Source organism: Lysobacterales bacterium (assembly GCA_016703225.1).
Classification (GTDB): Bacteria; Pseudomonadota; Gammaproteobacteria; order Xanthomonadales; family Ahniellaceae; genus JADKHK01.
Map to the genome: position 1 here is coordinate 1,180,684 of JADJCM010000001.1, position 15,420 is coordinate 1,196,103.

At 66.1% G+C, this 15,420-nt stretch carries 13 protein-coding genes; 4 read left to right on the plus strand and 9 right to left on the minus strand.

Annotated elements, in window-relative coordinates; all coding sequences use genetic code 11:
* Nucleotides 1–3 precede the first annotated feature (3 nt).
* The 6 genes from IPG63_05075 to acnD form a co-directional block, all read right to left on the minus strand.
* Nucleotides 4–570: a hypothetical protein gene (locus IPG63_05075; GenBank protein MBK6726622.1), complete on the minus strand. Its 567-nt coding sequence runs from the start codon at nucleotides 568–570 to the stop codon at nucleotides 4–6.
* Nucleotides 571–619: 49 nt separating this feature from the next.
* Nucleotides 620–2,968, minus strand: coding sequence for an RNA-binding transcriptional accessory protein (locus IPG63_05080; protein ID MBK6726623.1), 2,349 nt, complete (start codon nucleotides 2,966–2,968; stop codon nucleotides 620–622).
* 188 nt (nucleotides 2,969–3,156) lie between these two features.
* Complete coding sequence (gene prpF, locus IPG63_05085) at nucleotides 3,157–4,350, minus strand: 2-methylaconitate cis-trans isomerase PrpF (protein ID MBK6726624.1); 1,194 nt, start codon at nucleotides 4,348–4,350, stop codon at nucleotides 3,157–3,159.
* 48 nt (nucleotides 4,351–4,398) lie between these two features.
* The gene (locus IPG63_05090; protein MBK6726625.1) at nucleotides 4,399–4,824 is read right to left on the minus strand and encodes a type II toxin-antitoxin system VapC family toxin; all 426 of its coding nucleotides are present in this window, start codon (nucleotides 4,822–4,824) and stop codon (nucleotides 4,399–4,401) included.
* Nucleotides 4,811–5,044 (minus strand): DNA-binding protein, encoded by a 234-nt coding sequence (locus tag IPG63_05095; GenBank protein ID MBK6726626.1) that lies wholly within the window; start codon nucleotides 5,042–5,044, stop codon nucleotides 4,811–4,813. Before IPG63_05095 ends, IPG63_05090 begins: the two co-directional genes overlap by 14 nt.
* A 111-nt stretch (nucleotides 5,045–5,155) precedes the next feature.
* Nucleotides 5,156–7,765, minus strand: coding sequence for a Fe/S-dependent 2-methylisocitrate dehydratase AcnD (gene acnD, locus IPG63_05100; protein ID MBK6726627.1), 2,610 nt, complete (start codon nucleotides 7,763–7,765; stop codon nucleotides 5,156–5,158).
* Nucleotides 7,766–7,845: 80 nt separating this feature from the next.
* On the opposite strand from acnD, the gene IPG63_05105 reads away from it, so the two are divergent.
* The 3 genes from IPG63_05105 to IPG63_05115 all read left to right on the plus strand — a co-directional run bounded on the left by IPG63_05105 (nucleotide 7,846) and on the right by IPG63_05115 (nucleotide 10,306).
* Entirely contained in the window at nucleotides 7,846–8,844 is a 999-nt protein-coding gene (locus IPG63_05105; GenBank protein ID MBK6726628.1) for a hypothetical protein, read from the plus strand.
* 224 nt (nucleotides 8,845–9,068) lie between these two features.
* Complete coding sequence (locus IPG63_05110) at nucleotides 9,069–9,800, plus strand: hypothetical protein (protein MBK6726629.1); 732 nt, start codon at nucleotides 9,069–9,071, stop codon at nucleotides 9,798–9,800.
* A gap of 17 nt (nucleotides 9,801–9,817) precedes the next feature.
* Complete coding sequence (locus IPG63_05115; GenBank protein ID MBK6726630.1) at nucleotides 9,818–10,306, plus strand: hypothetical protein; 489 nt, start codon at nucleotides 9,818–9,820, stop codon at nucleotides 10,304–10,306.
* An 84-nt stretch (nucleotides 10,307–10,390) separates the two neighbouring features.
* On the opposite strand, the gene IPG63_05120 is transcribed toward IPG63_05115, so the two are convergent.
* The 3 genes from IPG63_05120 to mnmG all read right to left on the minus strand — a co-directional run bounded on the left by IPG63_05120 (nucleotide 10,391) and on the right by mnmG (nucleotide 14,862).
* Complete coding sequence (locus tag IPG63_05120) at nucleotides 10,391–12,103, minus strand: hypothetical protein (GenBank protein MBK6726631.1); 1,713 nt, start codon at nucleotides 12,101–12,103, stop codon at nucleotides 10,391–10,393.
* Between the two features lie 93 nt (nucleotides 12,104–12,196).
* Nucleotides 12,197–12,973 carry a DUF4339 domain-containing protein gene (locus IPG63_05125; protein ID MBK6726632.1) on the minus strand — a complete coding sequence of 259 codons (777 nt, stop codon included), beginning with the start codon at nucleotides 12,971–12,973 and terminating at the stop codon, nucleotides 12,197–12,199.
* Complete coding sequence (gene mnmG, locus IPG63_05130; GenBank protein MBK6726633.1) at nucleotides 12,970–14,862, minus strand: tRNA uridine-5-carboxymethylaminomethyl(34) synthesis enzyme MnmG; 1,893 nt, start codon at nucleotides 14,860–14,862, stop codon at nucleotides 12,970–12,972. Before mnmG ends, IPG63_05125 begins: the two co-directional genes overlap by 4 nt.
* Between mnmG and IPG63_05135 the strand changes: the two genes are divergently transcribed.
* Entirely contained in the window at nucleotides 14,846–15,034 is a 189-nt protein-coding gene (locus tag IPG63_05135; protein ID MBK6726634.1) for a hypothetical protein, read from the plus strand. The two genes, mnmG and IPG63_05135, sit on opposite strands and share 17 nt — an antisense overlap.
* The last annotated feature ends 386 nt before the right edge of the window (nucleotides 15,035–15,420 follow it).

Here is a 15,420-nt window from a genome sequence, read left to right on the forward strand (position 1 = left end):
GGGTTACTCGAAGCTGTCGGTGAACAGGAGGGGCGAACGCGGCAGGTCGATGCTGAAGACCTCGAACGGCGCATTGTCCCAGTTGTACTCGCTGCCGGCACGCACCAGCATCGCCCGCACCCGCAGCGGCACGTCCAGGCCCACCGGCGCGGTCCAGGTGAAGCCGATCGGCAACGCCAGATTGCCGCCACCGTCATGGGTCAGCGCTTGCGTGGTCGGATTGAACGCGCAGGCCAGCTGCACGCCCGCGGGCGGCACGCTGAAGTCCCCGACCTTGAGCGGGTAGCCGTCGCCGCCGAGCTGGTCCGGGCGCTCGACGTAGAGCAGGATGCCGTTCAGCAGCGAGAACGTGTTCCCTGGAAGCACCGAGATGGTGATGGGCTGGCCCGGGGTATACGCTGCCGGCACGATCTGCAGCGCATAGATGCCGGCGCCGCTCGGCACCGGAAAGCCCATCGGGCAGCCGATGATCTGGTCGACATGGCAGATCGGCGCGCCGCTCGACGATGCGCGCGCCGCTCCGCTGCAGGCGAACCCTAGTGCCAGGCCACAGACGAGAAAGAAGCGCATCGCGCGAGTCTATCGCCGCAGTGTCCACGCACCGTGGCGGGAAGGGCGGTCACGTCCGCTTCGCGCGAGCGAAAGCGTCAGCAAAGGCGTGGTTTGAGGGCGGGGCTTTCTGCGCCGGTGCCTTGAACGCACCGGCGCGTGCATCCGGGCGCTGGCCGGGTGTCGCCTTCGCTTCGCCGATCGGATCGTCGAGGCGCATGGTCAGCGCAACGCGCTTGCGCAACAAATCCACCTCGAGCACCTTGACCTTGACGATATCGCCGGCCTTCACCACCTCGCGCGGGTCCTTCACGAACTTGCTCGACAGCGCCGACACATGCACCAGGCCATCCTGGTGCACGCCGATGTCGACGAAGGCACCGAAGGCGGCGACGTTGGAGATGCGGCCTTCGAGCAACATGCCGGGCTTGAGGTCCTTGAGGTCCTCGACGCCTTCGGCGAAGGCCGGGGTCACGAACTCCGGACGCGGGTCGCGGCCCGGCTTCTCGAGTTCCTTGAGAATGTCGCGCACCGTCGGCACACCGAACTTGTCGTCGGTGAACTCGGCGGGATTGAGGCCGCGCAGCGTCTTGCTGTCGCCGATCAGCACACGGATGTCCTTGCCGGCCTTGGCGAGAATGCGCTCGACCACCGGATAGGCTTCCGGATGCACGCCCGAGGCATCGAGCGGATGTTCACCGCCCGCGATGCGCAGGAAGCCGGCGCACTGCTCGAAAGCCTTGTCGCCGAGACGCGGCACCTTCAGCAGATCACGTCGCGACTTGAACGCGCCGTGCTGATCGCGGTACTTGACGATGTTCTCGGCGACACTCGCCGACAGGCCGGCGACGCGCGCCAGCAGCGGCTGCGAGGCCGTATTGAGATCAACGCCGACGCCGTTCACGCAGTCTTCCACTCGCGCATCGAGCGCACGTGCCAGCTTCACCTGGTTCACGTCGTGCTGGTACTGGCCGACACCGATCGCCTTGGGATCGATCTTCACCAGTTCCGCCAGCGGGTCTTGTAGCCGGCGGGCGATCGAGACCGCACCGCGATAGGACACGTCCATGTCCGGGAATTCCTTCGCGGCCAGTTCCGAAGCCGAGTACACCGAGGCGCCGGCTTCGCTGACCACCACTTTCGCGATCTTGAGGTCCGGATGTTTCTTCGCGAGTTCGCCGACCAGTTTCTCGGTGTCGCGCGAGCCGGTGCCATTGCCGATCGAGACCAGCTGCACGCCGAGCTGACGACAACCGGCGGCGAGCTGCGCGATCGCCTCGTCCCAGCGATTCATCGGCTGGTGCGGGAACACCGCGCCGGTGGTCAGCACCTTGCCGGTGGCGTCGACCGCGGCGATCATGACGCCGGTGCGCAGGCCGGGATCGAGACCGAGCACGACCTTGGGTCCGGCCGGCGCCTGCAGCATCAGGTCCTTGAGATTGTCGCCGAAGACGCGGATCGCCTCGTCTTCGGCAGCCTCGCGGGCGCGACCGAACAGGTCCAGCGTCAGCGACAGGGACAGCTTCACGCGCCAGGTGAGGCGCACGGATTCGAGCAACCAGGTGTCCGCAGCACGACCGGCAGCGCTGATGCCGACCTGCCTCGCGACCAGGCCTTCGGCCAGCTGGTGGCCGGCCTTGGCCATCTCGTCGAGCGCGCCCTCGTCGTTGTTCGCACGCACGATGTGCTGCTGGCCGGCGCGCGGCATTAGTTCCAGATCGAGGAATCCTTCGTTGCGCGCACGCATCAGCGCCAGCAGGCGGTGCGAGGGAATCGCCTTGATCGGCTCGGCGTGATCGAAATAGTCGCGATACTTCGCAGCCTCGTTCTGCTTGCCGTCGATGACCTTGGCGCGGATCAGCGCGCCGTCCCAGAGCCAGTCGCGCAGGGCACCGACCAGCACCGGCATCTCGCTCCAGCGCTCCATCAGGATCGCGCGCGCGCCGTCGAGTGCGGCCTTGATGTCGGCAACGCCTCTGTCGGCATCGATGAACGCGAGCGCTTCGACCTGCGGATCGCGGTTCGGGTCCTGGGTTAGCGCGTCGGCCAGCGGTTCGAGACCGGCTTCGCGCGCGATCTGCGCCTTGGTGCGGCGCTTGGGCTTGTACGGCAGATACAGGTCTTCGAGGCGCGCCTTGGAGTCGGCGGCAAGGAGGTCGCCGCGCAGCGCGTCGGTCATCTTGCCCTGTTCCTCGATGCTCGCCAGGATCGCGCCGCGCCGGTCTTCGAGTTCGCGCAGGTAGGACAGGCGCTCCTCGAGCGTGCGCAGCTGGGTGTCGTCGAGGCCACCGGTCACTTCCTTGCGGTAGCGCGCGATGAAGGGCACGGTCGCGCCTTCGTCGAGCAGGGTCACGGCGGCATTCACTTGCGCGGGCGTCGCGCCGATGTCGGCGGCGATGCGTTGGGCGATTTTCAGCATGCGGGGAAAAGCTCCGGGAGGGATCGCGCCAGGTCAGCGATCGATGCGAATGGATGCAGCGGGGCGCGATTCTAGCAATCTTCCTCGCCGATGCAGCTCTATGTGGGTTTGCAGCTCTTCGTGGGTTCGGCTTTAGCCGAACGCTTTTCCAGCAGCCAGGAGCGTTCGGCTAAAGCCGAACCCACTTGTCACCACACCTTCGGCACGCGCACGTAGCCTTCCATCAACACGCGGGCGCTGCGGCTCATGATCGCCTTGGTGACGGTCCACTGGCCGTCGCGTTGTTCGGCCTTGGCGCCGACACGCAGGGTGCCGCTTGGATGGCCGAAGCGCACGGCATCGCGCGGGCCGCCGCCGGCGGCGAGGTTGACGAGGGTGCCGGGCACCGAGGCGGCGGTCGCGATCGCCACGGCACAGGTCGCCATCATCGCGTGGTGCAGCTTGCCCATCGACAGCGCGCGCACCAGCACATCGACATCACCTGCTTCGATGCGTTTGCCGCTCGACGCGGTGTAGGCCTGCGGCGGCGCGACGAAGGCGATCTTCGGCGTGTGCTGGCGCGTCGCCGCCTCGGCGAGGTCCTCGATCAGGCCCATGCGCAGCGCCGCGCAGGCTCGGATGCGCTCGAGTTTCACCAGCAGGGCAGCATCGCCATTGATGTCGGGCTGCAGTTCGGTGCCCTTGAGCCCGAGCGCTGCCGCGTTCAGGAACACGGTCGGGATGCCGGAATTGATCATCGTCGCCTCGAACGAGCCGACGCCGGGTACCTCGAGCGTGTCGATGAGACTCCCGGTCGGGAACATCGAACCGCCGCCCTCGCCCGCATCTTCGGCCGGGTCGAGGAACTCGAGTTCGATCTCGGCGGCCGGGAAGGTCACACCATCGAGTTCGAAGTCGCCGAGTTCCTGCACTGCGCCATCACGCATCGGCACATGCGCAATGATCGTCTTGCCGATGTTCTTCTGCCAGATGCGTACCGTCGCCTTTCCGTCGCGCGGCAGCCGTGCCGCATCGACCAGACCATGCGCAATCGCGAACGGCCCGACCGCCGAACTGAGGTTGCCGCAGTTGCCGGACCAGTCGACGAAAGCCTGTTCGATCGCGATCTGGCCGTAGAGATAGTCGACATCGTGATCGGGCACGCTCGACTTCGCGATGATCACGCACTTGCTGGTGCTCGAGGTCGCGCCTCCCATGCCGTCGGTGTGCTTGGCATAGGGATCGGGCGACCCGATCACGCGCATCAGCATCCTGTCGCGCGCCGGCCCCGGCACCTGCGCTTCCGTGGGCAAGTCCTCGAGCTTGAAGAACACGCCCTTGCTGGTGCCGCCGCGCATGTAGGTGGCGGCGATGCGGAGTTGCGGATTGGATGAGTGCTGCATCGTGAGCCAAGAAGAAAAAAGGGGGGTGGTCAGGGTAGCGATCTTGCCTCAGACCAGTGGCGCGAACGGATTCAGGAGACGCACGCCGGTTCCGGCGAAATCATCCGCGTTGCGAGTGACCAGGGTCAAGTCATGCATCAGCGCGGTTGCGGCGATCTGCTTGTCCAGGGCATTTTCATGGTGCGGCACGCGCAACCGGCCCCAGGCTTGGGCGATGTCCAGATCCAACGGCAGCAAGAAATCCCGGTAGTCCTGCACGACGACTGCCAACCAGGCCTCAAGTCGTTCGGCCTGCAGTTTGTCGCCGCGATGGCGAATCAGTTCGACGCCGCGTCGCAATTCGCCCACCGTGACGACAGACAGGTAGACCCGCAAGCCCCGCTCGGTGCAACGCTTGAAGAAGGCAGTGACTCCCGGATTGGCCGCCCCGGCTTTGCGGATTTCGCTGATGACGTTGGTGTCAATCAAATACACGCCCGGCCTCGTCCGACTGGGCGCGGGTGAAGTCTGCGTCCTCGCCGACACCGGGTATCTCGGCCAGCACCTCGGCGAGAGAGCGGCGTCGCGGCTGCAGCAAGGCCTCGGCCAGAAGCAAGCGATGCTCGGCCTCGGTACTGCGTCCATGTCGGGCCGCGCGCGTCTTCAAGGCGCGTACCACCGCATCATCGACACCACGAACGATCAGGCTGGACATCAGGCGCCCTCCACTGGAACGATATCAATGCTATCAGCCGCCATGGGGAGCGCCAAGACCACGAATCGGCGCAGACGGCTTGCATCAGCCCCTTCTCCGATCAGCGCCTGCTCAGGCCGCCGCCCCGGTCTTCGCCGCCAGGAAGTCCTGCGCGAAGCGCTGCAGCACGCCGCCGGCGTCGTAGATCGACACCTCTTCATCGGAATCGAGGCGGCAGATGACCGGCACCTCGAGGCGCTCGCCGTTGCGACGATGCACGACCAGGGTCAGCGTCGTGCGCGGCTTGCGTTCGCCGACCACGTCATAGGTCTCGCTGCCGTCGAGGCCGAGCGTGAGGCGCGTGGTGCCCGGCTGGAACTCGAGCGGCAGCACGCCCATGCCGATCAGGTTGGTGCGATGGATGCGTTCGAAGCCTTCGGCGACGATGGCTTCGACGCCGGCGAGGCGCACGCCCTTGGCGGCCCAGTCGCGCGAGCTGCCCTGGCCATAGTCTGCGCCGGCGATGATGATCAACGGCTGCTTGCGCGCCATGTAGGTCTCGATCGCCTCCCACATGCGCGTGACCTGGCCCTCCGGTTCGATGCGCGCCAGCGATCCCTTCTGCACCGAGCCATCCGGCTTGCGCACCATTTCGTTCAACAAGGTCGGGTTCGCAAAGGTCGCGCGTTGCGCGGTCAGGTGGTCGCCGCGATGGGTCGCGTAGGAATTGAAGTCCTCCTCGGGCAGGCCCATCTTCGCGAGGTATTCACCGGCCGCGCTGTCGAGCAGGATCGCGTTCGACGGCGAGAGATGATCGGTGGTGATGTTGTCGCCAAGCACGGCAAGCGGACGCAGGCCCTTCAGCGTGCGCGCGCCGGCGAGCGCACCTTCCCAGTACGGCGGGCGGCGGATGTAGGTGCTCTGCGCGCGCCAGTCATACAGCGGCTTGATGTTGCCGGTGGCACCGGCGCGCGGGGCGAACATCGGGTCGTAGACTTTGCGGAAGTGTTCCGGCTTCACCGACGTCTTCACGATCGCGTCGATCTCGGCGTCGCTCGGCCACAGGTCCTTGAGGCGCACTTCCTTGCCATCGCGGTCGATGCCGAGCACGTCCTTCTCGATGTCGAAGCGAATGGTGCCGGCGATCGCGTAGGCGACAACCAGCGGCGGCGACGCCAGGAAGGCCTGCTTCGCGTACGGATGGATGCGCCCGTCGAAATTGCGATTGCCGGACAACACCGCGGTCGCATACAGATCGCGATCGATGATCTCCTGCTGGATCTTCGGATCGAGCGCGCCCGACATGCCGTTGCAGGTGGTACAGGCGAACGCGACGATGCCGAAGCCGAGCTGTTCGAGTTCGGGCAGCAGCTTCGCCTCCTCGAGATACAGCTGCACCGCCTTCGATCCCGGCGCGAGCGAGGATTTCACCCAGGGCTTTCGGGTGAGGCCGCGCGCGTTCGCATTGCGTGCGAGCAGGCCGGCGGCGATCACGTTGCGCGGGTTGCTGGTGTTGGTGCAACTGGTGATCGCGGCGATGATCACCGCGCCATCGGGCATGCTGCCGTCATCCGGCATCCTCCACGACTTCGCGATCTCGCGCTCGGCCAGTGCGGACGTCGGCAGGCGCTTGTGCGGGTTCGATGGGCCGGCCAGGTTGCGCACGACGCTCGACAGGTCGAACTTCAGCACGCGCTCGTATTCGGCGGTCGCGAGCGCATCGGCCCACAGGCCGGTGTGTTTCGCATAGGTCTCGACCAGCCGGACCTGGGCATCGTCGCGCCCGGTCAGCTTCAGGTAGTCGATGGTCTGCTGGTCGATGAAGAACATCGCCGCGGTCGCGCCGTATTCCGGCGCCATGTTCGAGATCGTCGCGCGATCGCCGAGCGTCAGCGCGGCGGCACCCTCGCCGTGGAATTCGAGATAGGCGCCGACGACCTTCTCCTTGCGCAGGAATTCGGTCAGCGCCAGCACGACGTCGGTCGCGGTGATGCCCGGCGCCGGCCGGCCCGAGAGTTCGACACCGGTGATGTCGGGCAGGCGCATCCACGACGCCCGACCGAGCATCACGTTCTCGGCTTCGAGTCCGCCGACGCCGATCGCGATCACGCCGAGTGCGTCGACGTGCGGGGTGTGGCTGTCGGTGCCGACGCAGGTGTCGGGATAGGCGACGCCGTCCTGCACCTGGATCACCGGCGACATTCGCTCCAGGTTGATCTGGTGCATGATGCCGTTGCCGGGCGGGATCACATCGACATTGCGGAAGGCCTTGCGCGTCCAGTCGATGAAGTGGAAGCGGTCGTCGTTGCGGCGGTCCTCGATGGCGCGGTTCTTCGCGAACGCATCGCGCTCGAAGCCGGCATGTTCGACCGCGAGCGAGTGGTCGACGATCAATTGCACCGGCACCACCGGGTTGACCTGGGCCGGGTCGCCGCCCATGTCGGCGATCGCATCGCGCAGTCCAGCCAAGTCGACGAGCGCGGTCTGACCGAGGATGTCGTGGCAGACCACGCGCGCCGGAAACCACGGGAAGTCGAGATCGCGTTTACGTGCGATCAGCTGGCCGAGATAGGCGTCGAGCCGCTCGGGATCGGCGCGCCGCACCAGGTTCTCGGCATGCACGCGCGCGGTGTAGGGCAGCTTCGCGTACGCACCCGGCGCAATCGCATCCACCGCGGCACGCGCGTCGAAATAGGCCAACAAAGTGCCGGGCAGCGGCTTGCGGTGGCGGGTGGCGTTCATCGGCATTCTCGGCGTCAGCGAAGCGCGCATGATATCGCCCGCGACTCGGCGACTTTGTGGCGGTTCGCTATCCTTGGCGCATGGATCGACGTGGATGGACCCTGACCCTGTGTGCGCTCGCCGTCGGCGTCGGGTTGTTCTGGGGCACTCGTGCGGGCGACACCGATGCGCCGCCCGCGGCGGCATTCGATGTCTCCGGGGCCAAGGTCGAGGCCGCCGCATCGACACCGGCAGCGCCTGATGCAATCGCCGCCGACCCAAACACGAAGCTCGACCTGCTCGCAGCCCTCGCCGATGCGTCGCAGGCACCTCCGCCGCCGCCGCCCACCTTCACCGAGCCGCTGCCGCGCTGGGACGCGAAACTGGTCGATGTCCTGCCCGCCCTCAAGGCCCGCGCCGATGCCGGTGATCACGTTGCGGCATGTCATATCGGCCTGGCCTTGAGTGCGTGTGCCTGGTCGATCAGTTTGCAACCGTCGCCGGCGGAGATTCGACAGACCCGCAGTGAAGACGACGCGACGATCGAGCGAATGGCGCGCCTGGCGACAGACACCTTTCGGCCGGGCCGCGAGAAAACCTGCGCGGACTTGCCCGCATCCGAACTGGAGCTGCGCTTCCAGTACGCACAGCAGGCCGCAGACGCGGGTGTGGGTGCGGCAATGCTGGCCTATGCCGAAGGGGTTCCGCTGCTGTCCATCGACGCGATCTTGCGCCACCCGGAGTGGCTGGAGGCGCATCGGCAACGCGCGCCGCGTTACATCGCCGAGCTGATCCGGCGTGGAGATCGCTTCGCGGCGTTTCTCTTGTCGATGGGAAGCGATGGCATGCAAATGTCCCTTCTGGGAAAGGCCCTGCAGATGGACGAGGTGACGGCTGCAACGTTCTGGTATCTCCGCCAGGAATTCATGGGACAGCCGATGAGTCCGTGGCACGGACCGACGCCGAGCATTGAGCGTATTGCCCGGGAGCGCGCTCACGCTCTTTACGAGCGCTACTTCGAGCCGCGCCCCTTCCGGAGCGGCGAGTTCAAGGATCGCTTCGACATGATGAATGTCGAGCGCTGCGGATTGACCCCATGAGCTGGCGCAAGACGACTGCTGCGTGTCTGTTGATCTTGCTCGCCTGGCTGGGAGCGCGGTGGCTCGCTGTCGACGAAACAGCGGTTCCGGTTTCCGTGTCCGAGAATGCCATCGGGCGACGGGATGAAGTCGCCGATGTCACAGCGATTTCTCCGCCTCTTCCGAGCGCAGTCGCGATGCCTTCGCGTACCAACGCGAACGCAACGCGCAAGGACAGTCATCGCATGATCGCCGCTCCCAACCTGGACACCGCGAAGCCGGTCGAGCAGATCCGGTTCTGGCGACAGCAAGCTACGACCGGAGATCACTACGCACGTTGCCGGTTTGCAGTCGTGGCGATTGGTTGCGCGGCACGCCGAAAAAACTTTGCGCCTTGGGCAAGGAATCGCACGCAGGAGCTTCGTTCGGCGGATGGCGAACTGATTGCCCAAGATTGCAGCAGTGTCACCGACGCCGATCTGCAAGGCCGATCCGAGGCTTTGCTCGGTGCCGCACAAGGCGGACATGCACCTTCCGCACTGTTGTTCGCGATGGGCGGCGGTTTGTCCTCGTTCATTCCCTCGCCTGACGAAATCCGCGTGTTTCGCGCGCACGCACCGCGCCTCGCATGGCAAGCCTTCGCCGCCGGCAACAGCGATGCTGCGGTGTTGCTCTGGCGCGCCTACAACCGGGTGAACTCGGATGGCCTGTTCCTCGCCAGCGCCATCGAGCCGGACCCGATCAAGGCGCATGCGCTCGACCTGTTGATGGGTGATCTGGTGCCGGAATTCCTCGTCGGCAACGCGCGCGAGGCGGAATTGAGCGAGGAACAGGCAGCGCAGGCCGCGGCTCTGCATGCAACATGGCGATCGACAGCGTTCGCGCACGGCAGGCCGTCGCGCTACGGTCTGGAGATCGAGCAGATGTTCGAGTGGGAACGGCGCGCCGTCGACCTGTGCGCGCCGGATGTGCGATAGACAACCTGGAGAACACGATGCGATCACGTTTCCTGATGGGGCTCGGCGCCTGCATGGCCGCCGCGGTGGTGACCGCCGGCGGCCAGACTGAAGTTGCCGGTGCTACTGCGCCGGACCTGTCCTGGCTCAGCGGCGACTGGTGCGGCGAACGCGAGGGCGTGCAGAACGAGGAACACTGGAGCAGCGAAAGGGCCGGCGTGCTGCTCGGCTGGCACCGCGACACCCGCGATGGCCGCCTGCTCGGTTTCGAGTTCATGCGCATCACCCGCAACGCCGAAGGCCTTCAGTTCCGCGCGCAGCCGAGTGGCAAGCCGGAAACCGTGTTCCCGGCCGTGCATCACGCCATCGGCGAGATCATGTTCGAGCAGCCAGCGCACGATTTCCCGAAACGCGTGCGTTATGCATTGAGCCACAGCGGCAAGCTGCTCGCGCGCATCGACGACGGCACCGACACTGGCATGGCCATGGAATGGACCTGGTCGCGATGCGCTGCTGGCGCTCGTTGACGAGTGCGGCGCTGGGCATCGCTGCGACCACGACGCCAGAGATGCCGCGCGAGATCCCCAGGCGCGTGCTGCTGGAGGCGATCCCTATTGCTCGAACGAGTCCGTCAGCAGTCGTGGCCCGCACTCGCTGACTGCACCGTTCAGTCCATCGACCCAGGCCTCGTGTCGCCCGGTTCTTGGAGCGGCGACGAAGGCTTCGGCCAGTTCCCGCAGCGACATGCCGCGCGCGCCGACGAACTGGCGGATATCGTAGAACGCTTCATCATCGTACGTTCCCTCATGTGTGCCGCATTCGGGCATCCACAGAAACGCGCTCGGGACAGGTCCGCTGGCATCCGCTCCAGTCGCCAACTCGCTTTGAGTGGCAAACCCCGACATGAACCCTTGGGCTTGGGTCAGCAGCCGAGCTTCATGCGCCGAGCCAGGGCCCACAGGCAACAGCGGCGGACAGGGCGAGAAACCAAACACGGTACAGTGGCCATAGGTGCCGTAGGGCCCCCAAGGCAGCGCATGTCCGAAGCCGTTCTGGGTATGTTCCGCGTTCGGGTCCAGGAAGTCCTCACGCAGCAACGCCGGCGTGGTTTCGTGGTGTAGTCGAACATGCAGCCGATCCCTGCACTTCCACTGATCGCCTGAGCCAGCGTGCGCTGCTGCACAGGAGGTGTCGAAGATCGTGCTCAGGGCAGCGCCCTCTGACTCGAACCACGCCCGATACTGCTCGAAGTACCAGCGGTTGTCCGCCGAGGGAAGTCGAATGAACTCGCTACCGTCGTAGCTGCCCAGTTGCGCGGACGACCCTGCAAATTGTTGTGCAAACAGGCCGGCCGGGGAATCCGGGTCAAAGGCTGCCTCGTTTTCTGCAGTGGGCAGGAAGTTGGCGTCATGGATCACGCGCACGTCGCCATGAAATCCCGCCACCGCGGCCAACGCGTCCGACAGCCTGTCGATGTTGTGGTAAAGCCCATGGGCACCCCCCGAATGGCCGACGAAGACCACTTGGGTCGCATCGGCAATCGAGGGCAATTGAACCGCCTGCGGCACGACGCCACCGATGCCATCGGCAACATAGCTGGAATACGCAATACCCGGCGCACCGGCACCGCTGCCTCGAAGCGCTTCCAGGGCAAGCCGCATGATTTTCTGTCCATGTTGGAACAACGAGAAGGAGACGCTGCCGCCAGAACCAGGAACGATTGCGCTGACCTCATGCGTGGATCGTCCGTTGAATCGGTCGTAGCTGCATTTCTCGATCCGCACCCGATGGAAGCGCGCGAACACGGGGTTGCGCTGCAGGTCGGGCTTCAGCAGTCCTTCCGAAGTGCCAACACTGCCCAATGTCTTCATCGCCGGCTCGTCCGCGGTACCCATTTCGTCGGCTTCGCCTGGCTCGGCGTAGAGTGCGGCGCAAGCGTCCGCGTTTTCGAAGCTGCCGTTCTGGTCAAGGTCCTCGGCGCTGCACGCACCACCGCCGGTGACCGAAATCAACCACCGCGATGAGGGCCCGCCCTCGGCAGGATCGACGTAAATTACCGGGCGCGTACCGTCGAGGCAGCGAACTGCGAGATCGCCATTGAGCGTGACCCTGGTGAACTCACGAAGCTGCGTCGGCAGCGTAGGTGAAGCGGGTGGCGGTTGCGGCAACTCCAGCGGATGCGCGGCGCAGCGCAAGGACGAGGCCCAATAGGGATCGGCGCAGTCGTTCTCCACGCCGCCGGCGTGCGCCCGACCAAGCACGGCGGTCCCCGTCAGGACACCCAGCAAGCCGCACGTGATCAGTCGAAGTTTGGGCGAATGCATTGCTGAAGCGATCCTCCTTTCGAACCACAACGCACTCGACGCTCAGGCGTTGACCTCGACGGCCGAGCGGCACTCTCGGCCGCACCGACCCAGCTAGCGACAGTCGTCGGGCAGATCGCTGCGATCGATGCTGGTCGTGGACGCGGAGTCGATGGTGCCAAGCGGCTGCATGCCGATCGGGGGAGCCGCGAAGCCGCAGCGGAAATCGATCTGGTAGTTGCTGTTGCGATATGGCTGCAGTGCCAAGGTGCCGTAGCTGGTGTGCAGCAACAGCGTGCCTGACTGGATGCGCACTTCCTGCAGTGCGCCGATCGGTGCGCTCTCGAAGCCGATTTCGGCCAGCGATTTCGGCACCTTGTCGGTGCTCATCACGTATTCGGCGTAGGCCACCTTGTACAGGCTCGCGGCAGCGAGTGCATCGCGCAGTTCTGACGCGCCGCGACCGAATACCGGCCGCGACGACGCGGGCATGCGCAGGAACGCGAAAGCCGCGGCGGCCAGTACCGCGAACATGATCAGTCCCGCAAACATGAACATCAGCGCACGCGTGCGTTCCGGCGAGGCGCCGGCAGCGACCGCAGCGGGCGCCGCAGTCGGCCTCGGTCGAGCGGGCGGCGGCGCCGGCATCGGCGGCGGTTCCGCGCGCGTCGGCATCGGCGGAGGTGCGATCGGCGCGGGCGATGCAATCTCGATGCCGAGCATGGCCAGGGCCGCGTCGCGCGCAGTCCACTCGGCCAGCCCGTCCCACCACAGCAGGTCGTTGGCCTGCAGGCTGCCCTGCGCCTGCAGCTGGCGAATCTTGTCGAGGTCATGCGGGCCGAGCTGGTCGTTGCCGCGGCCGATCCAGATTTCCTTGGGGTGCTCGCTCATGCGCTTCTCGCGATGTCGGGTTGGCTGCGGCGCAGATGCACCAGCAACAGGGAGATCGCGGCCGGGGTGACGCCGCTGATGCGTGCCGCCTGGCCGATGGTCTCGGGTTTCACGCGCGCGAGCTTCTGTCCGACTTCGGCGGACAGCCCACGCACTTCGGCGTAGACGAAGCCATGCGGAATCGCCAGGGCCTCGTGCCGGCGCTGGCGTTCGATCTCTTCGCGCTGGCGATCCAGGTAACCGGCGTACTTGATGCCGACCTCGACCTGTTCGGCGACGGTGCTGTCGTCTACGCCCGGACCCAGCGAGGCGACCTGCATCAGCTTCGCGTAATCGAGTTCGGGACGACGCAGCAGCTCAAGCGCACTCGCTTCGCGTTTCAGGGTGATGCCGAGGGTCTGCGCGATCTCGGCACCGAGCGCATTGTTCGGCGCCGCGAACACCCGCGCCAGGCGCGCATGTTCGGCGGCAACCGCATCACGCTTGCGCGCAAAGGCGTCCCAGCGCGTGTCGTCGACGCAGCCGAGTTCGCGCCCACGTTCGGTCAGGCGTGCATCGGCATTGTCCTCGCGCAACTGCAGCCGGTACTCGGCGCGCGAGGTGAACATGCGGTAGGGCTCGGTGGTGCCGTTGCTGATCAAGTCATCGATCAACACGCCGACATAGGCCTCGTCGCGGCGCGGGCACCAGGACTCGCGGCCCTGCACCCGCAGCGCGGCATTGAGACCGGCGATCAGGCCCTGCGCGCCGGCTTCTTCGTAGCCGGTGGTGCCATTGATCTGGCCGGCGAAAAACAAGCCGGCGATGGCTTTGGTCTCGAGCGAATGCTTGAGCCCGCGCGGATCGAAGTAGTCGTATTCGATCGCGTAACCGGGGCGGGTGATGTGCGCGTGTTCGAGGCCCTGGATCGAGCGCACCAGGGCCAGCTGCACATCGAAGGGCAACGAGGTCGAGATGCCGTTCGGGTAGATCTCGGTGGTGGCCAGTCCTTCCGGCTCGATGAAGATCTGGTGCGAGGTCTTGTCCGCGAAACGCACCACCTTGTCCTCGATCGACGGGCAGTAGCGTGGGCCGACGCCTTCGATCTTGCCGGTGTACAGCGGCGAACGGTCGAGCCCGGCGCGGATGATGTCGTGGGTGCGCTCGCTGGTATGGGTGATCCAGCAGCTGACCTGGGCGGGATGGTCGGACACCGCGCCAAGGAAACTGAACACCGGCATCGGCGTGTCGCCGGGTTGTTCCTCGAGCTGCGTGTAGTCGATGCTGCGGCCGTCGATGCGCGGCGGCGTGCCGGTCTTCAGGCGATCGGCGCCCAGCGGCAGTTCACGCAGGCGCAATGCCAGCGTGGTCGCGGGCGGATCACCAGCGCGACCGCCGGCATGAGTCTCGAAACCGATATGAATCTTGCCGCCAAGGAACGTGCCCGCGGTCAGCACCACGCTCGGCGCGCGGAAACGCAGGCCCATCTGGGTGACGACGCCGGCGACGCGGTCGCCCTCGAGGATCAGGTCATCCACCGCCTGCTGGAACAAGGTCAGGTTCGGCGTCGTTTCCAGCACCCGGCGCACATACGCTTTATAGAGTGCGCGGTCAGCCTGGCAGCGAGTCGCGCGCACCGCCGGGCCCTTGCTGGCATTGAGCGTGCGCCACTGGATGCCGGCATGGTCGGCGGCGCGCGCCATCAAGCCACCGAGCGCGTCGATCTCCCTGACCAGATGGCCCTTGCCGATGCCGCCGATGGCCGGATTGCAGCTCATTTGCCCGAGCGTTTCGATGTTGTGGCTGAGCAGCAGCGTGCGCGCGCCCTTGCGCGCGGCCGCGAGGCAGGCCTCGGTGCCGGCATGGCCGCCACCGACCACGATGACGTCGAACGTGCTGCTGAACTCCATGGTGTCGAACGGTCTCGTGGCGCGCCTGGGGCGCGATTTTGTCAGTTTTCCGGTCGCAGACTGCCGCGCCGTGTCGGTTCCGCCGAACGGCACAATTCGCCACGCTTTCAGCGCCTTCCAGGCGCGTGCAAAGCGTGCGGCAGTTCACGCTTTTCGCTGCAAGCAATTGTGAAAGGGCGCACATTTTGGCGGGGCGTGGCGCGAGTCCTGCGTCACCTTGAACGCACCGGGTCGGGCAGGCGCGAAAAGGCGCCGGGTTGGCTGACAGGGGACAGCCCACGCGCCGCTCCGGGAAGCTGCCGTTGCCCGCGGACGCGCGGGCGTCTCCCGAACCAGGCCAGATCGGTCTGGTTCGTTCTTTGCACTGACGGGCAGAAAAAGGCTGGCGCCCGGCGGTCCTCGAGGAACAGGGGGTATCCTTTGTGACCGTTTAGTCCGGGCGCCAGTGACACTGCTGCGGCGCGCTGCGGCACGCCACGGCGATACTCGAGTAGTCGGTTCGACGATCCCTGCGCCGCCCCCGCGGCATCCCCTATCGCATACGCAAAAGCGAGCTGG